The 23,248-nt window shown below is 38.3% G+C and carries 15 protein-coding genes; 6 read left to right on the forward strand and 9 right to left on the reverse strand.

Going from position 1 to position 23,248, the window contains the following annotated elements:
* Window positions 1–9: 9 nt before the first annotated feature.
* Entirely contained in the window at window positions 10–624 is a 615-nt protein-coding gene (locus RBU60_RS00505) for an inorganic diphosphatase (RefSeq protein WP_308862651.1), read from the reverse strand.
* Window positions 625–643: 19 nt separating this feature from the next.
* Window positions 644–1,204 (reverse strand): hypothetical protein, encoded by a 561-nt coding sequence (locus tag RBU60_RS00510; RefSeq protein ID WP_308862652.1) that lies wholly within the window; start codon window positions 1,202–1,204, stop codon window positions 644–646.
* A 135-nt stretch (window positions 1,205–1,339) separates the two neighbouring features.
* Here RBU60_RS00510 and RBU60_RS00515 point away from each other — a divergent pair, with 135 nt between their 5' ends.
* Complete coding sequence (locus RBU60_RS00515; protein ID WP_308862653.1) at window positions 1,340–1,972, forward strand: 7-carboxy-7-deazaguanine synthase QueE; 633 nt, start codon at window positions 1,340–1,342, stop codon at window positions 1,970–1,972.
* A 56-nt stretch (window positions 1,973–2,028) separates the two neighbouring features.
* Here RBU60_RS00515 and RBU60_RS00520 read toward each other — a convergent pair whose 3' ends face one another.
* On the reverse strand, window positions 2,029–2,568 hold the full coding sequence (locus tag RBU60_RS00520) for a DUF2911 domain-containing protein (RefSeq protein WP_308862654.1): 540 nt from the start codon (window positions 2,566–2,568) through the stop codon (window positions 2,029–2,031).
* Between the two features lie 190 nt (window positions 2,569–2,758).
* On the opposite strand from RBU60_RS00520, the gene gyrB reads away from it, so the two are divergent.
* The 4 genes from gyrB (at window position 2,759) to secDF (ending at window position 10,408) form a co-directional block, all read left to right on the forward strand.
* Window positions 2,759–4,696, forward strand: a complete 1,938-nt coding sequence (gene gyrB / locus RBU60_RS00525) for a DNA topoisomerase (ATP-hydrolyzing) subunit B (protein ID WP_308862655.1) — start codon at window positions 2,759–2,761, stop codon at window positions 4,694–4,696.
* Between the two features lie 448 nt (window positions 4,697–5,144).
* Complete coding sequence (locus RBU60_RS00530; protein ID WP_308862656.1) at window positions 5,145–6,152, forward strand: DUF6588 family protein; 1,008 nt, start codon at window positions 5,145–5,147, stop codon at window positions 6,150–6,152.
* Between the two features lie 144 nt (window positions 6,153–6,296).
* Entirely contained in the window at window positions 6,297–7,223 is a 927-nt protein-coding gene (gene mdh / locus RBU60_RS00535; RefSeq protein ID WP_308862657.1) for a malate dehydrogenase, read from the forward strand.
* Between the two features lie 158 nt (window positions 7,224–7,381).
* A complete protein-coding gene (secDF, locus tag RBU60_RS00540; RefSeq protein ID WP_308862658.1) occupies window positions 7,382–10,408 on the forward strand; it encodes a protein translocase subunit SecDF in 3,027 nt (1,008 codons plus the stop codon).
* A 289-nt stretch (window positions 10,409–10,697) separates the two neighbouring features.
* Here secDF and RBU60_RS00545 read toward each other — a convergent pair whose 3' ends face one another.
* The 6 genes from RBU60_RS00545 to folE all read right to left on the reverse strand — a co-directional run bounded on the left by RBU60_RS00545 (window position 10,698) and on the right by folE (window position 15,486).
* Complete coding sequence (locus tag RBU60_RS00545; RefSeq protein ID WP_308862659.1) at window positions 10,698–11,258, reverse strand: REP-associated tyrosine transposase; 561 nt, start codon at window positions 11,256–11,258, stop codon at window positions 10,698–10,700.
* 158 nt (window positions 11,259–11,416) lie between these two features.
* A complete protein-coding gene (locus tag RBU60_RS00550; protein WP_308862661.1) occupies window positions 11,417–11,911 on the reverse strand; it encodes a DUF192 domain-containing protein in 495 nt (164 codons plus the stop codon).
* Window positions 11,912–11,915: 4 nt separating this feature from the next.
* Complete coding sequence (lgt, locus tag RBU60_RS00555; RefSeq protein WP_308862662.1) at window positions 11,916–12,743, reverse strand: prolipoprotein diacylglyceryl transferase; 828 nt, start codon at window positions 12,741–12,743, stop codon at window positions 11,916–11,918.
* Between the two features lie 48 nt (window positions 12,744–12,791).
* Entirely contained in the window at window positions 12,792–13,058 is a 267-nt protein-coding gene (gene yidD / locus RBU60_RS00560; RefSeq protein ID WP_308862663.1) for a membrane protein insertion efficiency factor YidD, read from the reverse strand.
* A gap of 9 nt (window positions 13,059–13,067) precedes the next feature.
* Entirely contained in the window at window positions 13,068–14,558 is a 1,491-nt protein-coding gene (gene cysS / locus RBU60_RS00565) for a cysteine--tRNA ligase (RefSeq protein WP_308862664.1), read from the reverse strand.
* Between the two features lie 250 nt (window positions 14,559–14,808).
* Complete coding sequence (folE, locus tag RBU60_RS00570; protein WP_308862665.1) at window positions 14,809–15,486, reverse strand: GTP cyclohydrolase I FolE; 678 nt, start codon at window positions 15,484–15,486, stop codon at window positions 14,809–14,811.
* A 285-nt stretch (window positions 15,487–15,771) separates the two neighbouring features.
* On the opposite strand from folE, the gene RBU60_RS00575 reads away from it, so the two are divergent.
* The gene (locus tag RBU60_RS00575) at window positions 15,772–23,193 is read left to right on the forward strand and encodes a choice-of-anchor L domain-containing protein (RefSeq protein ID WP_308862666.1); all 7,422 of its coding nucleotides are present in this window, start codon (window positions 15,772–15,774) and stop codon (window positions 23,191–23,193) included.
* Window positions 23,194–23,248 lie beyond the last annotated feature (55 nt).

The following is a 23,248-nucleotide window of genomic DNA, read 5'->3' on the forward strand; positions in this document are numbered from 1 at the left end:
AAGGAAAAATTAATTTTTAGACGATTTTTTAATGATAGACATGGCAGTATCTTCTCCATAAAAGCCTAAAACACTAAGTTTTTCTTTAGTGTTATAATTTTGAAACCACAAAGAAATAATCTTTCTAATTTCTGGATAGTGTATAGAAAGACTATCAAAATCCTTAACAGGAAAAATTTGAAACTCTTTCAGAGCAGGAACCGCAATAATCTTATTTTTAAGTAATCCGTTATCACTAAGTCTTAAAACTCCAATGGGAATGACTTTTATCAAGCTTCCGCTAGGTTGACTTTCTGCTAAGACAAGAATGTTTAAAGCTTCGGCTTCTTCAGTATTTTTTATGTTGGAATAGGTAGAAGGAATAAATCCGTAGTTTCCTATATAAGGCAAAAAATTAATGCTTTTAGGTTGCCCATTAATGGAGTCGGTTATAAATTCTTTCTGCTCTCTATTGTATTTAATTTTTTTGTTGGTACCCGCGGGAATTTCTATGACAGCTTGTAAAGTGTCATTCACAAATGTAGGTAAATGATAATAATCTATGGGGTCTTTAGCAAATTGCTTAGGCGATTCCTCGCAACCTATAAAAGCTACAAGAATAAAAAACAGGCTGAGGTATTTCAAATAAGGGAAGTTTTAGGGGTTATTTCCAGCCAATCCAAAAATGCTTAATCTTGGCATCGTCAGGTATTTGGCTAGGCTCAATAGGAATGTCGGTATTATAGCGGGCGTCACCCTTAATGTACTCTTTGTCTATGGTGATGTAAGAATCAATCTCATCCAAAAAAATAACGGCGGTACGTAAGGTGTTCTCAATTCTAGAAATCCTGTAATGCGTCGTAATGTCTTTAAACGTGCTTTCTACCGTTAAGCCTTCGCTAGTTTTGTACCTTTTGTCTTTAATTTGAATATTCCCAATGGTACTGGTGCTGTCAAATTCTTTTGCAGGGTTCAATATGAGAAGAATATTTCCTTCTTTATCATAAATTAAGACCTCGTTTCTTCTTGAGAAACCATTATCAACCAAATTTCTTACAATAGAATCTTCTTTAAAAACTGAATCTATATCTTTTAATTGGGTCTTAGTATTCAAATAACCAATCTTACCTTCAGAAATTAAAAAGGGATTTTCTTCTTTCTCTTTAGCGCAAGAAATAATCAGTAAAATAAATAAGCAGCCAGCTAAGATAGGTTTTTGAGACATAGTCAATTAGTTTTAATAGTAACAAGAGGTAAAAGTAAGAATAGTATTTTTCTCTTAGAAATTTATTGATTATAATCTTTAAGCTTTTAAGCTATTTATTAAAGTTTTAATAAGGATTAACTATCTTTGCAGGCTATGAAGAAAGAAGAGATAGAGAAGCTGGTGGAGCAGGGAGAGATGCTTCCGTTAATGGAAGAGTTTTACACTATTCAGGGAGAAGGCTTTCATAAAGGAACGGCAGCTTATTTTATAAGAATAGGAGGCTGTGACGTAGGTTGCCATTGGTGTGATGTAAAAGAGAGTTGGGATGCAGAGAAGCACCCGCCTACCGCGACTAAAACCATTGTAGATAACGCCTTATCTTATAGTGATACCATTGTGATCACAGGAGGAGAGCCGCTTACTTGGGATATGACCAAAATTACACACGCGTTAAAAGAGCGAGGCGCAAAAATCCATATAGAAACCTCTGGAGCTTATCCTTTAACTGGAGTTTGGGATTGGATTTGTCTTTCTCCTAAAAAGTTGAAATTACCTACCGCCGAAATTTCAAAGAAAGCACATGAATTAAAAGTGATTGTGTTTAATAAACATGATTTCGCTTTCGCAGAAAAACAAGCAGAAAAGGTAAGTGAAAATTGTATTCTTTATTTGCAACCGGAGTGGAGTGTGAGAGATAAAATAGTTCCCTTAATTGTAGATTATGTGATGAAAAACCCGAAGTGGAAAGTGTCACTGCAAACACACAAATATTTGAATATACCTTAAATAAAAAGCCGTTTTAAATAATTTAAAACGGCTTTTTGTATGAGTATCAACGCTAACTATTCGACGTTTTTAAAAGGAATTTCAACATAGGTATTGTCCCATCCCATAAGTAAGTTAGCTCCGTTGGTGATAGGTTGAAATGCCATGGAGAACTCTTCAATAGGAGCTGCAGCAGTTCTTGCAGGAGCTTTAATTCTCATTAAATCTTTATCTGGATCGTAATTATTAGCAGTTCCCCAAACGTGAACCTTCTTGTTTAAAATAATGGTCCATTCGGTCTTATTGGGAATGGTGTATAGCGTGTAGGTTCCAGAAGGAATGTTCTGTCCCATAACCGTCATATCATTGTAGATAGTGACCTCTGTAGCTTCATTAGCTCCAGTTCTCCAGATTTCGCCATAAGGGACGAGGCTTCCAAAGATCTCTCTGTCGTTTTTACTAGGTCTACTGTAAATAACTCTAGCCATAGGAGAGTGATTTTCATTTCTAATGATGGTGACATCCATCGGACTTTTATCAATGTCAGAAAAATCTTGCGCATTTAGTGTCGACGTCGAAAAAAAGACTACAAACAAGAGGTAAATTAAATTTTTCATAAAAATATATTTTAGTAAATGTAACTTTTTATTTTTTTTTACGGAATAAATTATGGCTTAAGTTTTAAATATGAAAATAATAAAGCTATTATAGTTAATTGTTAATAACTTAAACCATTGAAGAAAGTAATGATTTCCGTAAGAGGAAGGCTTTCTCTATATTTGTTTCTAGTAGTAATTTTTGATATATATGAGCGAAGAAATTAAGAAAGATTATTCAGCCGATAGTATTCAGGCGTTGGAAGGAATGGAGCACGTAAGAATGCGTCCATCAATGTATATTGGAGATGTAGGGAATAGAGGTTTGCATCACTTGGTTTACGAGGTGGTAGATAACTCTATCGATGAAGCTATGGCAGGTCATTGCGACGCCATAGATGTTGTTATTAATGAAGATGGCTCTATTACCACTAAAGATAATGGACGTGGTATTCCTATTGACCTTCATAAAAAAGAGGGCGTTTCTGCTTTAGAAGTGGTGATGACCAAGATTGGAGCTGGAGGAAAGTTCGATAAGGATTCTTATAAAGTTTCTGGAGGACTTCACGGGGTAGGAGTAAGTGTTGTAAATGCACTTTCTGAGCACTTACATGCGGTGGTTCACAAAAACGGTCAGCTTTGGGAGCAAGAATATTCAAAGGGGAAGCCTTTATATCCTGTAAGAAATGTAGGAGAGACTGATTTTACTGGAACCGTAGTTACTTTTCAGCCAGATTCTAGTATTTTTAAGGAAAGTACAAGATACAATTATGATACGCTTGCAAGTAGATTAAGAGAATTAGCTTACTTAAATAAGGGAATTAAGATTTCTTTGATTGATAAGCGTGAGAAAGAAGAAGATGGAGAGTTTAAGCAAGATCATTTTCATTCAGAAGAAGGACTTAAAGAGTTTATTCGTTTTCTAGATGCAACTAGAGAGCCAATTATTAGCGATGTGATTTCTATGGAAGGGGAAAAGAATGAGATCCCTGTAGAAGTAGCGATGGTGTATAATAACTCGTATAATGAAAATTTACATTCTTACGTAAATAATATAAACACCCACGAAGGAGGGACGCACCTTTCTGGATTTAGAAGAGGACTCACTTCTACCTTAAAGAAGTATGCAGATGCTTCTGGAATGTTAGACAAGCTAAAGTTTGAAATTGCAGGAGATGATTTTAGAGAAGGATTAACCGCTATTGTTTCTGTAAAAGTAGCCGAGCCTCAATTTGAGGGTCAGACGAAAACTAAGTTAGGAAACCGTGAGGTAACTTCCGCAGTTTCTCAGGCGGTTTCAGAAATGTTAGAGATTTATTTAGAGGAGAATCCTAATGATGCTAAAGTAATAGTTCAAAAAGTTATTCTAGCAGCACAAGCCCGTCATGCCGCAAAAAAAGCGCGAGAGATGGTGCAGCGTAAAACCGTGATGAGCGGTGGTGGTTTGCCAGGGAAACTGTCAGATTGTTCAGAGCAAGATCCAGAACAGTGTGAAGTATTCTTAGTCGAGGGAGATTCGGCAGGGGGAACTGCAAAGCAAGGTCGTGACCGAAATTTTCAAGCTATTTTGCCGCTTCGAGGTAAGATCTTAAATGTGGAAAAGGCCATGAAACACAGGGTTTTTGAAAACGAAGAAATTAGAAATATTTACACAGCACTTGGAGTAACTATTGGTACCGAAGAGGATACTAAGGCATTGAATCTTTCGAAATTACGTTATCATAAAATTGTGATTATGTGTGATGCTGATGTTGATGGTAGTCACATTGCAACCCTTATTTTAACTTTCTTCTTCCGTTATATGAAAGAGTTAATTGAGGCGGGACACATTTATATTGCGACTCCTCCTTTATATTTAATCAAAAAAGGAAGTAGAAAACGCTACGCTTGGAGTGAAAAAGAGCGGGATGAAATTACCAACGAATATGCAGGAAGTGTAGGTATACAGCGTTACAAAGGTCTTGGAGAGATGAATGCAGAGCAGTTGTGGGATACCACGATGAATCCAGAATTTAGAACTTTACGTCAAGTAACCATAGATAATGGTACCGAAGCAGATCGTATTTTCTCTATGTTAATGGGGGATGAGGTTCCGCCAAGACGAGAGTTTATTGAAAAGAATGCTGTTTATGCAAATATTGATGCATAAATAATCATAATATATGACCTGAAAAAAGTCCATATTTCTTTAAATATGGGCTTTTTCTTTTTAAATTCATATCTTCAAGCCATGATTTAAGTAAAAATGAGTTTGAGCTCTTTTCTCTTGCTTTTTTCTGTTATCATTTTCGTTTAAAGTGATTTCAGTGAATTAACAAGAATATCCTAAAAGACGTGACCAAATTTGATGAGTTTAGTTTTTATGAAGGAATTGCTTATTTTTTTTGCAGAAGTAGATCTTAGTCTAAAATTGCTTTAACTGACAGAAATCTAAGTCATTTTTTAGGATTTTATAGATAAAAATAAGAACTTAGAAGCGCCTCCACTCTAAACGCAATGATAAGCGCTCTAGTGTGAGCTTTAATTAAGCCCAGAATAATCGAGAATTTTTTAAGCTTGCTCTAGGGATTGGATATGAATCATTTAAAATAGATAGTATGAAAAAGTTAATTTTAATCATTTGTATACTGGCGGGAGCTCAGCTTTCTGCTCAAAATAGTATTCAGGAATTATTAAACGCAGGAGTTGATGATGCCCAAACATTTATGAGCTCGTATTTTAAACCTGGTGCTGCAGGGGCTCTTTATGCGGCTAATTCGGGTTGGTATAATTCCGCGAAAGCGAAAAAATTCTTAGGTTTTGAAATTTCTATAGTTGGGAATATGTCCTTCGTTGGAGATGATCAGAAGAGTTTTATCTTAGATGTAGACGACTACAATAATATTAGGTTGCCTTCGGGTCAAAATCAAATAGAAGTCGCTACCGTTTTTGGAGTGAATCATCCAGATGCGACCGTGTTAATTAATTATATCATGCCTAATGGAAGTACAGAAACAGTTGAAATAGAACTTCCCCAGGGAGCAATTAATCAAACTTTAGATGCGGTGCCAGCTGCTTTTTTGCAAGGTTCTGTAGGCTTGTTTAAAGGTTTTGAGGTGAAAGCTAGATTTGCACCAAAAGTTAAATATGATGAGGTAAGCGCTGGTCTTTATGGAGCAGCACTTCAGTATGAGATTACCAGTTTGTTGCCTGCAGATAAATTATTTCCCGTTGCCGTTTCTGCTTTAATAGGATACACGCATTTTGATGCTAGTTATGATTTAGACCACACGTCTATCCAGGCAGCTGACCCTAATATAAATACAAGCATGTCTAGTTTTAATTTCTCGGCTATAGCTTCTACCAACCTCCCTATAATCAATTTTTATGGTGGCTTAAACTATATGACTGGAAATGCTAAAACGAATCTTGACGGAGAATATACCTTTACGGAAGGAGCGCTTCAAGGGCAAACCATTAAAGATCCTTTACGTATAGAAAACAGCGTAGATGGAGTTTCGGCAACTTTAGGATTTAAATTGAAATTAGCTTTTATTGGTTTGAATGCTTCTTATAGCTTTCAAGAATATGATGCGGTTAGTGTAGGACTTAATTTTGGGCTGTAACCTAAAGTCTCTTAGCTGGTTTTGAGGAATAATATTTCTTTTTATCCTAATTTTAGGAGGCATTTAACCTTAGAATTGGCTAAAAAAGCAAAAGCTTTTCGTATTTTAGCAACTTTAAAATTAATCACATAAAATTATAATATAATGAAAGTTACAGTTGTAGGTGCAGGGGCCGTTGGCGCAAGTTGTGCAGAGTATATCGCTATTAAAAACTTTGCTTCAGAAGTAGTCTTGTTAGATATTAAAGAAGATTATGCTGAAGGTAAAGCTATGGATTTGATGCAAACTGCATCTTTAAATGGTTTTGATACGAAAATTATCGGAAGCACGAATGATTATTCAAAAACTGCAGGTAGTGATATCGCTGTAATTACAAGTGGAATTCCGCGTAAACCAGGAATGACGCGGGAAGAATTGATAGGTATTAATGCTGGAATTGTAAAGGAGGTTTCTTCAAACATCATTAAGCATTCACCAGATGTGACCATTATCGTGGTGAGTAACCCCATGGATACGATGACTTATTTGGTACATAAAACCACAGGTTTGCCAAAGAATAGAATTATAGGTATGGGCGGTGCTTTAGATAGTGCTCGTTTTAAGTACCGTCTAGCGGAAGCTCTAGAGGCGCCAATCTCTGATGTGGACGGAATGGTAATTGGAGGTCATAGTGATAAAGGAATGGTGCCGTTAACGCGTTTGGCAACTAGAAACTCTGTGTTGGTATCTGAATTTATTTCAGAAGATCGATTAAATCAAGTTTCTGAAGATACTAAAGTAGGCGGAGCAACCTTAACTAAAATGTTAGGAACAAGTGCTTGGTACGCACCAGGAGCAGCAGTTTCTGGATTGGTACAAGCCATTGCTTGTGATCAAAAGAAAATTTTCCCTTGTTCCACCTTACTTTCAGGAGAGTATGGATTAGATGATTTGTGCATTGGAGTTCCTGTGGTATTAGGAAAAGGAGGAATTGAAAAAATTGTAGAGATTAAGCTAGATGAAGCCGAAGCAAATAAATTGAAAGAAAGTGCTGAAGGAGTTAAGAAAACCAACAGTCTTTTAGAGTTATAAGCATCTATTTAAAAGCTTAAAAAGTAAAGCCTATGGAGACGAAAGTTTCCATAGGCTTTTTTTGTGAAATTTATCTTAAAAAAACTATTGCCATTTCTTTTTTGAAACCCTATATTTGTCCGTTTTTAAAATGAGATTAATAAATAATTTAAGTAATAATGCAGAATAAGGGAATCATAAAGCTGTTCGCAATTTTATTCGGATTGGTAAGTATTTACCAATTATCGTTTACTTTTATCGCTAATAGTGTAGAAGACGATGCGGAAGCTTTTGCAGCTCAAAGAATAAGCAGTGACGTGGAAGACTATCATGCTCTTAGAGAGATAGAACAAACGAGGTACTTAGATTCTATAGGGAATAATGAAATTATTTCGGGAATCACTTACAACACTGCCAAAGATAAAGAGCTGAACAAAGGTTTGGATTTAAAAGGAGGGATCAATGTGATCTTGCAAATATCTGTAAAAGATATTTTACGCGAGCTTGCTAATAACTCCAAAGATCCTGCTTTTAGTAAAGCTTTAGCTGGAGCTGATGAATTGCAAAAAACGAGTCAGGATGATTATGTAGACCTGTTTTTTGAAGCTTTTGAAGAAATTCCTGATGCGCGTTTAGCCTCTCCCGATATTTTTGCAAATAAAAACTTAAGCGACGATATTACTTACGATATGACCAATGCGCAAGTAAAGCCTGTCATTCGTAAGAGAATTGACGAGAGTATTACTTCTGCTTTTGAAGTATTAAGAAAGCGTATCGATAAGTTTGGGGTAACGCAGCCTAATATCCAACGTTTAGGAAACTCTGGTAGAATTCTAGTAGAATTACCAGGAGCTAAGGATATTGAACGTGTAAAAGGTTTATTGCAAAGTACAGCACAATTAGAATTTTGGCATGTATTTAAAGGACAAGAATTAGCGCCTTTTATTAGTCAAGCAGATAGTAGATTAAGAGACATCTTAAAGCCTACGGAAGAAACTACAAAAGCAAGCGACTCTACAGCTATAGATTCTACAAAAGCTTCTGAAGAAGATGACATCGAAGATTTATTAGCAAATGCTGAAGATGAAGAGCAAGGGGATGATATTACCAAAACAAATCCTCTTATTGGATTGATTAAAGCAGGGGGAGGACAAGGTCCTGTAATTGCTACTTTCTCTGTCAAAGATACCGCCTTAGTAGGGAAGTATTTAAGAATGTCACAAGTAAGGTCTTTATTACCAGCAGAACAGCGTTACGCAAAATTTGTATGGGGTAAATCTTCAGATGCAGATGAGTTAATCGATTTATATGCTTTAAAAGCAAACAAAACAAATCAGCCAGACCTTAGTGGTGGGGTGATTACCAATGCAACGCAGACTTACGATCAGTATGGGGGAGTTGCAGTTTCTATGGAAATGAATGGAAAAGGAGCTAAAAGCTGGGAAGAAATGACCACCGTAGCTTTTAATAATCGTTCTCAGATAGCTATTGTTTTAGATGATATTGTTTACTCTGCCCCGGGGCTTTCAACAGGTCCAATATCTGGAGGTAGAAGTGAGATTACAGGAGATTTTAGTGTAGCTGAGGGTCAAGATTTAGCAAACGTATTAAGAGCAGGTAAGTTACCAGCCTCTGCAGATATTGTACAAAGTGAAGTAGTAGGTCCGTCCTTAGGGCAGGAAGCTATAGATAGTGGTATTTTATCTTTCGCCATCGCTTTAGGCTTTGTATTGATTTGGATGTTCTTCTATTATGGAAAAGCGGGTCTTTTTGCAGATATTGCATTAGCGGTAAATATCTTGTTTATTTTTGGAATATTAGCAGGATTAGGAGCGGTGCTTACGCTTCCTGGAATTGCAGGTATTGTATTAACCATTGGTATGTCAGTAGATGCTAACGTACTTATCTTCGAACGAATAAGAGAGGAGCTAGCCAAAGGGAAAGCTCAGGTCGATGCGATTAAAGATGGGTTTAGCAATGCGCTTTCCTCTATTCTTGATGCGAACATAACCACTGGTTTAACGGGGATCATCTTATTGATTTTTGGAACGGGACCTATTAAAGGTTTCGCAACTACTTTATTAATTGGTATTTGTACCTCTTTATTTACAGCGATTTTTATCACGCGTCTGTTTATTGATAAATATGGTAAAAATGGTAAATCTTTAGATTTCTCTACAGCGGCAACAAAGAATTTGTTTCAGAATGTAGCGATCAAATTTATCGCGAAAAGAAAAATTGCTTACATTATTTCTGCGGTTGCAATTGTATTCAGTTTAGGGTCTCTATTTGTAAACGGTCTTAATCAAGGGGTCGATTTTGTTGGAGGAAGAACCTATACCGTGAGATTTGAGAAGACAGTGAATGCTACTGATATTGAAAAGAAATTAGTAGAGACTTTTGGAAGTGCTGAAGCAAAAACTTTTGGGGCAGACAATCAGTTAAAAATCACCACTAAATATAAAGTGGAAGAAGAAGGAACCGAAGTAGATAATGAGATTTCAAGAAAATTATTTGAAACCCTTCAGCAAGACTTACCTAAAAACATAACCTATGAGCAGTTTAATGTTGCTACTGGGGGAGAAAGTGAAGTAGGGGTAATGTCTTCTATGAAAGTAGGACCAACCATCGCAGATGATATTAAGAAAGCATCGATCTGGGCAGTATTAGGTTCATTAATTGTAGTATTCTTATACATCTTATTTAGATTTAGAAGATGGCAATTTAGTTTGGGTGCGGTGATTGCAGTTTTCCACGATGTATTAATCATCTTAGGAGTGTTTTCTATCTTTAGAAACTATATGCCTTTTAGTATGGAAATCGATCAAGCTTTTATCGCTGCGATTCTTACGGTAGTAGGTTATTCCCTGAATGATACCGTGGTTGTATTCGATAGAATTAGGGAGTACTTTAACGAGCATAAGACTTGGGCATTTAGCAAAACGATTAATGCGGCATTAAACAGTACCATTAGTAGAACTGTAAATACCTCTTTAACAACATTAATCGTGTTGTTAGCGATCTTTATCTTTGGAGGAGAAAGCATTAGAGGATTTATGTTTGCCTTAATCATTGGGGTTGTTGTAGGTACTTACTCTTCATTGTTTATTGCAACACCAGTAATGTACGATACCGCTAAAAATAAGAGTGAAGACTTATTAGCTAAGAAGGAAGAAGAAGTTGAAGAGGAAGAGGATGTGATCTAATTCCGATTTACTTATAGAACAAAAAAGCCATCAATTTTGATGGCTTTTTTTATGGAAAAATCAGAAAGTGATGCTGATGTTTTTTTGCTTGTAAATGGTAAATATGGCACGAGCTTTAAGCTCGCGCCAGCGACAGGTAGATACCATTTAACTTTGAACTTTGCTTGCGCGGTAGCTACTTGTAGTATTGATTCTTAATTCTGTTGGGTTGAGTCAAGTCCGTACTAATACAATACTTCTGTTGGCGCGGGCGTCTCGCCCGTGTTTCTCATACAAATCTGGCACTATATCATCTATCCCAAAAACCAATAGCATCAATTTCAATAACCGCATCAAGTGCTGCATAATTTTTGGCGCTGCTGTGTTTCCATTCCCAGGGTTTTGTAACCAATCCAGCTTTTACGGGATTGTTATGTATATAATTAACTTTTTGTTTGATAACGTGCGGACTCCATAATTCTATAGGATGGTTGTTCTGTTGCCAAAACTGATAGTTTTTTATATTACTATTTTTTTCTCCAGCACGTTTAAACATCGATAGCATCCATTCTCGTCTACTTTCCTTGGGATGGGCTATAATACTTTCAATCATCTTTTTTGAGGTAAAACCCTTGAAGTCTCTCAACAATCCAGAAGGATTTTCGTTATCGTCTCGGAATATCAGATGTATATGGCTAGGCATAATGCAATACGCAAAAAGAAGCATCCCTTTGTTTTTCCGGCAATAGTCTAAACTATCTGTGATTACATTAAAATAGGCCTCTCTAGTAAAAACGTCAATCCAGTTGATAACTGCAAATGATATAAAATATGCAGCATTAGGATTGTGAAATTTATATTTCCTGCTCATAGTATTTTTGATTATGATCAAAGATACTGTAAGTTAGGCTTTTAGTAATGGTTTTAATTGTTTAGAGGCTGCGTAAGCACGAGCTACAAGCTCGCGCCAACGGAGGTTTCCATGGCTAGCGCGAGCGTCTCGCTCGGGCAAACTAGTATAAGCTCCCTTTAATCTAAATAGAAAATAACAGAATCTCCTTCCCTAATATTCCAATGCTTGGCTAGACCTCCATTAATTTCTAAAACGTATTTAGCTGGAGCTTGAGAAGGAATAGGAGTTTCATCAAAAGGCTTTGCGTCGCGTTGAATGTCTACCACTTTGTTATTTTTATTGATATATACCAAATCTAGAGCGATATGGGTATTTTTCATATAAAAGTTCGGGCGGGGCCTTTCCTCTTCGTAGATGAAAAGCATGCCTCTATCTTCTTGCATCGTTTTGCGATACATCAATCCGGTTTGTTGTTCGTAAGAACTCACGGCAGTTTCAATTTCGAGCTGCTTTAGAGTATCTCTTTCTGAGTTTAGAAAATAGAGCTCGCCGTCTTTTTTGAAAGTGATCTCGGCGGTGGTGACGGGTTTATTCTTAGCATCTTCGTTACATGCCGTAAAGAGCAAAACAATTCCGCCTACGAGCGTAAAACTTCTAAGTATTTTTATCATAGTATTATGCGGTAGTTGGAGTAGTATTCGTTTTTCTGAAGATAAGGTATAAGCCAAAAAGTATAAAAGGAAGACTTAACCATTGCCCGGTATTTAAGGCCCAAGCAGCTCTGTCTTCTACTTGTGCTTCTTTTATAAATTCTACAAAGAATCTAATGGACCATAATAAGACTAACCAGACACCAAATATATAGCCTAATTTTTCTCTTTTGTTGGTTTTCCAGTAGAGGTACCAAACAACAATAAAGACAATCACGTAGCAAGCTGCCTCATAAAGCTGTGCAGGGTGACGCGGAAAGCTCTCTCCTAGTTGCTTAAAGATAACGCCGTAATCTGTACCTGTTGGTTTTCCTATAATTTCTGAATTGATAAAGTTTCCAATTCTAATAAAAACTCCGCCACTCGCTACAGGAATCACAATCCGATCTAGAATCCATAGCATCGGTTTCTTGACCACGTTTTTGGAGTAGAAATACATCGCTATAATCACACCGATAGCTGCTCCGTGACTCGCTAAACCTTGAAATCCTGTGAATTCAAATGTCGGGACAAACCTTGCGGGTAAGATGATGGATAAAGGATCTTCGAGAAAAAGTTCGGGTTGGTAAAAAATAACGTGACCCAATCTTGCCCCAAGCAATACCGCAATTACGGTGTACATAAAGATGGCATCCAGCTCTTTTTGGCCCATACGTTCCCGTTCGAAGATGCTTTTCATCAAGTACCAGCCTAGGGTAAAGGCGACTAAATACATAAGGCTGTAATACCTAATCATAAAAAAGCCTAAATCGATTCCTTTAGAAGGATCCCAAACAATAGCGTTTGCTAACATGAGCTGTGGTTTAAATTTGAAGTGGTAAAGATAAAAATATGAATTTGTTTACACGGAGTTTCTTTCAGTTTTATGTTTAGCGTCTTTTGGGGGCACAGGATCATATCCTGAAGCTCCCCAAGGATGACATCTTGCGATTCTTTTTACAGAAAGAACAAGGCCTTTAAAAAGCCCGTGTGTTATAAAAGCTTCTTTCGCATACGACGAGCACGTAGGCTGAAACCTGCAGGAAGCTGGCGTTAATGGAGAAATATAATTCTGGTAGATTTTAATAATACCTAAAAAGGGAGCGATTAAAATCTTTTGAAGGTTCATGAGATTGTTTTATAAGGTATACGAAGTTCCTTCCCGACTGTCTTTAAGCTCAATATTTAAATGGGCCAACTCATCTCTAATTTGATCACTCAGTGCAAAATCTCTATTGAGGCGTGCTTTTTTTCTCAATTCGATAAGAAGCTCTACCAAGTTTTCCATGCGACTGGTGTCATCATTGGTCGTCTTGCTTTGACTGGTCATAGGAACTAAACCTAGAATATCAAACGCAAATTCGTGCATGCTTTGATGTAGTAATTCTTGATCCTCTTTGGTGATGCTTGCTTTTTCTGCAGCGATCGAATTGATTTGTTTTACCGCATCAAATAATTTGGCGATGAGAATAGGACTGTTAAAATCATCGTTCATCGCGTCATAGCATTCTTGCTTCCAAGTTTTAAAATCAAAGTTAGAACTCTTGTGAGGTTTTAACTGCGGAATAAGTGCAATAGCATCCATCAAGCGCTGGAAACCTTTTTCGGCAGCGGTTAAAGCTTCGTCAGAAAAATCTAAAATGCTGCGGTAATTGGCTTGAAGCATAAAGAAGCGAGCTACAGACGGGCTGTAAGCTTTAGAGAGCACGTCGTTGTTTCCGGTAAATAAATCTTTAGGAAGAATATTGTTTCCGGTACTCTTCGCCATTTTTTTTCCGTTAAGGGTAAGCATATTCGCGTGCATCCAATAATTTACAGGATCTTTTCCGCTGGCTGCTTTTCCTTGCGCGATTTCACATTCGTGGTGCGGGAATTTTAAATCCATTCCGCCGCCGTGAATATCAAATTCTTCACCCAAATATTTGGTACTCATTACGGTACATTCTAAATGCCAACCAGGAAAACCAACGCTCCACGGGGAAGGCCAGCGCATAATGTGCTGGGGTTCGGCTTTTTTCCAAAGGGCAAAATCCTGCGGATTCTTTTTATCGGTTTGTGCCGCTAGTTCTCGGGTATTGGCAATCATATCCTCTAGCTTTCTTCCGCTAAGGATACCGTATTGATTAGATTCGTTATATTTTATCACGTCAAAATAAACAGAACCATTAGCTTCATAAGCCAAGCCTTTGTCTATAATGTCTTTAATGATTTCAATTTGCTCCACAATATGACCCGTAGCTGTCGGCTCAATACTAGGAGGGATGTTGTTAAATTTTTGTAGGGTGTTATGAAAGTCGACTGTATATTTTTGAACCACTTCCATAGGTTCAATTTTTTCTAAACGCGCTTTCTTGGCGATACGATCTTCTCCAGTTTCGGCATCATCTTCTAAGTGACCTGCATCGGTAATATTTCTTACATAGCGCACTTTATAGCCCAAATGCTTTAAATACCTAAACACGAGGTCGAAAGAAATAAAAGTTCTACAGTTTCCTAAGTGTACTTTATTGTATACGGTAGGGCCGCAAACATACATGCCTACGTAGCCTTCGGTAATCGATTGAAACACTTCTTTCTCGCCTTTAAGAGAATTGTAAATCTTTAATTCTTGATCTTGGTATAAAGCCATAAACTTAGTAATTGATTTTAATACTCACTTTGATTCCAAAACTTAGCTTTTGTCACTTTCGAAACTTCGGGCGAGCGGAGTTAAAAGGTTAAAAAAAGCATCTCGACTCCCCACCAGAATGAATTCTTTCGGGCTGGCGCTCGAAGCGACATCAAAACTATTATTGTATTACATTGGACGCTAAGTCGACATTAATAATTGATTTTTAATTGCTACTGAAGAGTTTGGTTTCCGCAGTTCTTCTTGGGATTTAAAAATCGGTATCCATATTGATATAATCTAGAAACTCTCTTTTGGTCGCTGCTTCTTTAAACTGACCTCCAAATTCACTTGTAACCGTGCTACTTTCAATATCGCGAATTCCTCTACTGTTTACGCAAAGGTGTTTGGCATCAATCACACATGCCACGTCTTTAGTTCCTAATACGGCTTGTAATTCTTGTACAATTTGCATGGTTAAGCGCTCCTGTACTTGTGGTCGCTTAGCAAAATAATCAACAATCCGATTCATTTTAGAGAGACCAACAACGGTTCCGTTAGAGATATAAGCGACGTGAGCTCTTCCTACAATTGGTAGTAAGTGATGCTCGCACGTAGAATAAACCGTGATGTTTTTCTCTACGAGCATTTCGCCGTACTTGTAGTTATTATCAAATACAGACGCTTTTGGTTTGCGTTGTGGGTGCAAACCAGAGAAAATTTCTTGTACAAACATTTTGGCCACCCGCTTAGGGGTCCCTTTAAGACTGTCATCGGTAAGGTCCATTCCTAGGGTTTCTAGAATATGGTTCACATCTTTTTCAATGAGATCCATCTTCTCCTCGTCAGACATATCAAAAGCATTCTCTCTAACAGGGTTCTCTGTACTCGATGCAATATGGTTGTCACCAAATTCTTCTATAGTATCCAATATCTTATCTATTTTCATGAATCAAATCTGCTTCATCAGTTTAAGGATGCAAAGATAAAGAATTTCCTTTTTAAATAAACTGATTCTAGAGCTAACTTAATAAATGAGAGAATTTAACTTTATTTTAATAAAATTTTGTTATTTTTCACGCTTCAATCCAAATTTGAATGCCCCAAATAATTCAAATCTTTTTGCACTTAGTTTTGGTTATAGGGGGAGATTTGTAAGTAGGATTGTTGTATAAATAGAAAACCCTAGTGAGGCTCTCGCTTTTGATGAGACTCTACATATGAAACCTACCTTATGAAAGCAAAACTACTACTGCTATCTGTCCTTTTTAGTCTCTCTTCTTATGAAACATTTGCTCAGAATGTGATTAGTGGAACGGATACGAATGTCTCTCAATGTACGGACAATTTTTATGATAATGGAGGTCCTAATGGAGGTTATGCTGATATTGATGGAGGTGGAACAGAGATAGTTACTATATGTTCAGATGATCCAAATTTGGTGACTCAGGTGGAGTTTACCTCTTTTATGTTAGCTGCTGGTGATGTTTTTAATGTTTATGATGGAGATTCTACTGGAGCTCCATTAATGGGAGCTTATACAAATGGTAATAATCCAGGAACGGTTTTCGCTTCGGGGAATAACGCTTCAGGATGCTTAACCTTTGAGTTTGTGACTGATGGTGCTTTTTCACCTTTAGCAGGTTGGAAGGCTGTCATTTCTTGTAGAGAGCCTTGCGAACCTATAGATCTAGAAATAATTAATGTGACGCCCGGAGAATTAGTAGGAGATACTTATAATATAGGACAAGGTCAGGTGATTACTTTTGAAGGGGAGGCTGATTTTTTAGGTGCAGATCCTACGGGAGCCACGTATGAGTGGGGTTTTGATAATGGCCAATCAGGTACTGGTGCAACAGCAACTACCACGTATAATAACACAGGGGTTTATGATGTGGTTTTAACGCTTACTACCGCAGATGGTTGTATGACTACGGTTACGCAGCAGGTAGAGGTCTTTTCTAATTTTATTGATGTAGATGATACCTATACAGATAGTGAACTGGTAGATTTACTTATTAGTGGGACCTGTGCCAATTATTCTAATATATCCTCAGTAACCAATACTTCCAATAAACAATATGGTTATTTTACAGCGCAATATTCAGATTTTCCTTTCCAAGACGGAATTGTGATTAGTACGGGTTTTGCCGCTAATGCAGAAGGACCAAATGCCTTTCTTAATCTTGATAGCACCGGTACAGGAAGTGATCCAGATCTAGATGCAGAGTTGAATACAGGTAACTCCTTAAATGATAGAGCTTATATCCAATTCGACTTTGTTCCTTATGTAAGTGAAATCAATTTTAATTTTATTTTTGCATCAGAAGAATATAGAGGTACTTTCGCTTGTACGTATTCAGATTCGTTTGCCTTTTTATTAACTGATTCTGCCGGAAATACCACCAATTTAGCGGTGCTTCCAAATACAACAACTCCTATTACGGTGCCAAATGTACATCCAGCAAATAATCAATGTGGTGCAGTTAACGAACAATACTTTGGTCAATTTAATGGACAAACAGATTCTGCTATCGGATTTGAAGGACAAACTGTTGCTTTAACGGCTACAGGAACTGTAAACCCTGGGGAAACCTATACGATTAAATTAGTAGTGGCAGATGAAAGAGATACGAGCCACGATAGTGCTGTGTTTTTAGAGGCAGGAAGTTTTGAGCTTGGGGCTAATCTAGGAACCGATGTGGTTTTAGATAATGAGGAGTTGGAGATTCCTGTGCCTTGTGAAGGGGATGTAATCCTTATAGATCCTTTTCAAAATGTAGACCTTGTGCCAGGAGCTACTTTTACTTGGTTTTTTAATGGCGAGGTGATTCCTGGAGAAACCGGAGAAACTTTAGAGGTAACGGAAGAAGGTACGTATGGAATAGAAGTTTTCTTTACGGAAGATTGTACGGGAGAAGATGAGATTTTTGTAGAATTTTTAATCACTCCAGATCCCTTAGAGTTTAACCCGGTTGATATAATCGAATGTAATCCAGGGCAACCATCGCTCGATGTTAATTTAACTCAAAATGATTCAGAAGTCTTGGGGAATCAAGATCCAGCAGGTTTTATAATTACGTATCATAATTCACAGCAGGAAGCGGAAGATGGAGTAAATCCTATCATAGATCCAGCACAATACAATGTGGCAGCTGGAGCTCCAGAAGTTGTTTTTGTGAGGATTGAAGGAACAGAAAGTAACGATGATTCTGTGTGTTATCAAGTAGGTTCTTTTGAAGTTTCTTTAGAAGGAATAAGCATCGGTCAGAATATGGAAGACCTAGAAGAATGTGATGATGATAATGATGGAGATGCTATTTTTGACTTAACGGAAAATGAAGTCTTAGCATTGGATGGCCTAGATGCGAATAATTACACCGTAACATATTACGAGACTCAAAATGCGGCAGATTTAGGTACCCCAGCAATTCCAGCGCCAACGGCATATGAGAATGTAAATAACAATCCACAAGAGATATTTGTGAGAGTTCAAGATGATAATGATGAAGACTGTAATGATACAGGATCGTTTTTTATTGAAAGTTTTGCGGTAGGGGAAGTGAACCCCGTGGAAGATATGGAAGCTTGCAGTCTTTCAACACCCATAGAATTTAATTTAACGACCAACACGCCTTTAGTGTTGGGATCTCAAGACCCTGCAGATTTTGCAGTGACTTATTTTGCTACACAAGCAGAGGCTAATGCGGGTACGCCTGCCATTGCAGATCCTGCCAATTACAGTCCGATAAATGGAGAAGGTCAAACCATCTACATACGCATAGAAAATGTAAACAACACAACGTGTTATAACCTCACGAATTTTAATTTAATCGTGAATGAAGTACGTATAGGCGCTGTAACGGACAAAGAAGAATGTGACGGCGGAAATACAGGTTTAGCTACGTTTGATTTAACCGATAGCGATATGGAAGCTTTGGATGGTCAAAGTCCTTTAGACTACGAGGTAACGTATTACGAGACACAAGCCGCGGCCGATGCAGGCACCCCAGCTATTGCAGACCCAACGAACTATGAAAATGTTATCTCTAATCCACAACCCATTTATGTACGAGTAAATGTAGATGGAGATGCCGACTGTTACTTAACGGAAAGCTTTATGATTGAAGCGACGGCTTCTGCGCCAATTAATGCTCCTACACCATTGGTGGCTTGTGATACCGACAATGATGGATTCTATAACCAGTTTATTCTTACCGATAAAGATGATCAGATTACGGGTGGCAATCCAGCCGTAACGGTAAGCTACCACTTAACCCAAAGTGATGCCGATAACGGAGTGAGCGCAGTTAACTCCCCATATGCCAATGTGGAACCTTATAACCAAACGATTTATGTACGCGTAGAAGATACTGTTAACGGATGTGTTTTACAAGAAACCTTAGAACTAGAAGTTTACGACAGTCCTCAAATTGTAGCACCAGAGCCATTGGAGATGTGTGATGATGATCTAGACGAACAAGCTATTTTTGATTTAACGCAAGTAGAAGAAGAAGTATTAGACGGTTTAGATCCCAATAGTTATGACATCACCTACCACGAAGATGAGCAAGAAGCCGAAGACGGTGTAAACCCTATAGGGAATGCAGGATCTTATGAAAATGCATCCAATCCTCAAACGATTTGGATTCGTGTAACCGATCCTAATACCCCAACAGGCTGTTATAATGTAGTCGAATTAGAATTAATAGTCAATCCCTTGCCGGTAGCGGTACAACCTACCAACTTAGAGTTGTGTGATGATGAGTTAAGCGGAAGTGATACCGATGAACTTAGTGTGTTTGACCTTACGGTAAAAGACGGAGAAATTACAGCAGGAGATAACTCTATTGAAGTGATTTGGTATGAAACCCCAGCCGATCTTCAAGCAGGAATTCAAATCCCAAATCCAACGGAATACACCAATATCATTAGCACCAACCAAACTGTTGTAGCTTTATTGGTAGATGAAAACGGATGTAGTGTAACGATCACCCTTACCCTAGTAGTGAACCCTTTACCTTCACCAACCCCTACAGATCAATTAGAGCCTTACGAATTATGTGATGACGATAACGATGGCTTTGTAGAATTTGACTTAGATACTCAAGAAGATATCATCGCCAATGGAGAAGCCGATGTAGAAATCACTTACTATGCTACCCCAGAAGGTGCAGAAAGTGGCTTGGTTGAAAACCAAATAGGACCTCTATACGAAAACGTACAGATCAATCAACAAACCATTTACGCTAGAGCAACCAATATCATTACCGGTTGTTACCGTTGGGTAAGTTTAGACTTAGTGGTGACTCCACTTCCAGAGATTGAAGGCCCTTTAGAGGATATCTTTGCATGTGATGCCACAGGCGATACCTTCCAGAACTTTGATATTACTCAAAATGAAGAAGTTATTTATGGTACACAAGACACGAGTTTGTACACCATCTCTTATTATGAAAGTGAAACCAATGCCATAGATGAAGTAAACCCTATTAGTACGCCAACCAACTATTCTAATGGCGGGATAAGCCCTTTAACCATTTGGGTACGCTTAGAAGATAACGATACCGAATGTTTCCGTATCGCTAGTTTTGATTTAATTACAGGAGAAACCCCAGAGGTGTTTAACCCGCAACCTTTAGAAGCTTGTGATGATAGTGCTACCACGCCAACCGATGAGATAGGCTTGTTTGATTTAACCCAAACAATCCCAGAAATCACTAATGAAGTAAGCAACCTAGAGGTGTTTTTCTACGAAAGTGTAACCGATATGGATAATGATAATTTCATTACTCCAGCCGATGCTTACCAGAATATTGACAATCCGCAAACGCTTCAAGTAAAAGTGGTAAGCGATGAAGGCTGTGAAGCATTTACGACCCTTACCCTAGTGGTAAACCCTAATCCTAGTATAGAAGAAGAATTAGATCCTATAGAAGTATGTGATATTGATAATGATGGTTTTGCTGACTTTGATTTAGAAGCCGAGACTGTAGGAATCTTAAACGGAGAGCCTAATGTAAGCATCACCTACCATACGACTTTGGCCAATGCAGAGAATGGCGTAGATGCGATTGATACCACAGAGCTTTACACCAACGTAAATATCAATATACAAACCATTTACGTAAGAGCAGAAAACACAGGAGTTACAGGAAATGGAACCAACTGTTATGTGACCCGTCCATTAGAGCTTATCGTGATTCCTTCTCCCGTATTGGAGCCAGAAGGATTAGAAGACTTATATGTATGTGATGACGCTAGTGCCAATGGTTTTGCTGTCTTTGATTTAACGCAAAACGAAGACTTGATGTTTGGAGACCAAGACCCTACGAACCTTGTGATTACGTATCACGAAGATTTGGCAGCGGCAGAAAACGGTACGCCACGAATTCTAGTCCCTACAATCTATACCAATATTGAAAACCCTCAAATGATTTGGGTGCGTATAGAAAATACCGAAACCGGTTGTATAGACGTTTTTGTATTAACTGATGAAAACACCTTTATGTTATATGTAGAGGAGATTCCAGAATTGACTCAGCCTACGCCGCTTCAGATGTGTGATGACGATTATGAAAATGATCCTTTATCTCAAGTAGAGTTTGATTTAACGGTAAAAGAGAGCGAGATTTTAGATATGGATCCGGTGCCCGATAACTATGTGTTTACCTATTATGCTTCCGCAGAAGATCAAGCTTCAGGAACACCAATAGATACTCCAGAAGCTTATGTAAACGCAGAAAATCCGCAAACGATATTTATAGAAGTAGCCGATACCAATACAGAGAACTCTTGTATCAACGAGATTACGCTCACCATCGAAGTATTGCCATTGCCTACACCTTCCGAAGAAAGTTTGGAAGCCCTGCGTCAAGAACAATGTGATGAGGACAATGATGGAGTAGCAGCAGATCCTTTTGACTTAACCCAGAGTGGCGATTTAATCTCTGACGGAGAAAATGTAGTGATTAGTTACTATAAGACCGAAGACGCAGCCAATGAAGAAGATGCAACAGAGCTGATAGGCACTCCGGAAGCTTATGTAAACGAGCCAGCCTACAATACGCTGAATGCTGACGGAACCCCAACCAATATCCAACTAATTTATGCCCGCGTAGATAGTGGAGCCGCAGGAAACTTCTGTTATGTGTTGGTTCCTTTTGAACTGATTGTTTACCCAGAACCGGTACTTAACCCCGCAGGGACTCCGTTTGGATACACCCTATGTGAAGATGGCAGTAGTGGAACAGCAGCTATAGAACTTTCAGACATTGCAGGAAACCTTTATGATGCAACTTTTGAAGCCGATGCAGATCCAGATACGCAAGCAGACCCAACGGTTTTAATTCCATTATTGGATCAAGACCCAGCGACCAATGCGAATCAAGATTTAGACATCAACAACTATATTTTCACCTATTACTTTAGTTTAGCCGATGCCGAGGCAGGCGCTAATGTTATTCCAAACGGTTTTGCGATCAGTGATGATACCACCATCTGGGTAGAGATAAGCAATAGCTTTGGCTGTGTTAGTGATGAGTTTGGAGAAATTTTAGTGCAAGTAGAGCCGCGTCCAAGTATAGACGATACGCCCTTGGTGATTGATGATTTATGTTCAGACGAGCAAGGCGGAAACACCGCAACGATAGATCTAACGCAGTATAGCGATCAGATCAATCCGGGAGCACCGGCCGATACGCAAATCAACTACTATGCAAGTATGCAGGATTACCTAGATGGTTTAGTGATCGAGACGCCTTCAGATTATACAACAGAAAGCAATCCGCAAACGATTATTGCTGAAGTGATTTATACCACCAGTTTATGTGAATCCGCAACGGTAAAAGAAATCACGCTAGAGGTAAATGAAACCCCAACGGTAGACATTACTTCGTATGATGGAACGGTGATTTGTTATGATAGCAATCCAGCCACCGAGGTGATAGGCGGAAACTACGATCCAGTGATTATTGATACCGGATTAAACGAGCTTACCTACGATTTTGTATGGACGATAGACGGCGTAGATCAAAACAATAACAGCGCAAGCTTTGAGGTAACCGAGCCCGGACTTGTAGTGGTAGAAGTAACCAATACCACGACTCCAGGAATGTGTAGCACCAGCAGTGAGGCTTTATTCTTTGAGAATAACCCACCAGAATTTCAGGCTACAATAGAGACGATATCTTTTAATGGATCCCATTCTGTATTGATTAGCAATGTAACCGGAAATGGAGACTATGAATTTAGTGTAGACAACGGTCCTTGGACGGCGCTAGGCGAAGATGGTACTTTAACCATAGACGGTTTAGCAGGCGGAGAACACGAGATTATAGGAAGAGATCAAGGCGGCTGTGGAGCTACTCTACAAACCATCTCGTTCATTGATTATCCAGAGTTCTTTACCCCTAATGAAGATGGGTATAACGACCGTTGGAACATCCTAGGACTCTCCAATCAATTAGATGCTAAGATTTATATCTTTGACCGTTACGGAAAACTACTCAAACAACTAAGTCCAAACGGCGAAGGCTGGGATGGAACCTTTAATGGAACCGCAATGCCATCTAACGACTATTGGTTTAGAGTAGAATACACCGATATTGATGGTACCAGAAAAGAGTTTAAAGCCAACTTTACTTTAAAGAGGTAAAGAGCTAAAAGCTTAACTACATAGACCGCCGTCTTTCAACTATTTGTGGAGAGAC

The sequence above is a fragment of the Mesonia profundi genome (assembly GCF_031085155.1).
Lineage (GTDB): Bacteria > Bacteroidota > Bacteroidia > Flavobacteriales > Flavobacteriaceae > Mesonia > Mesonia profundi.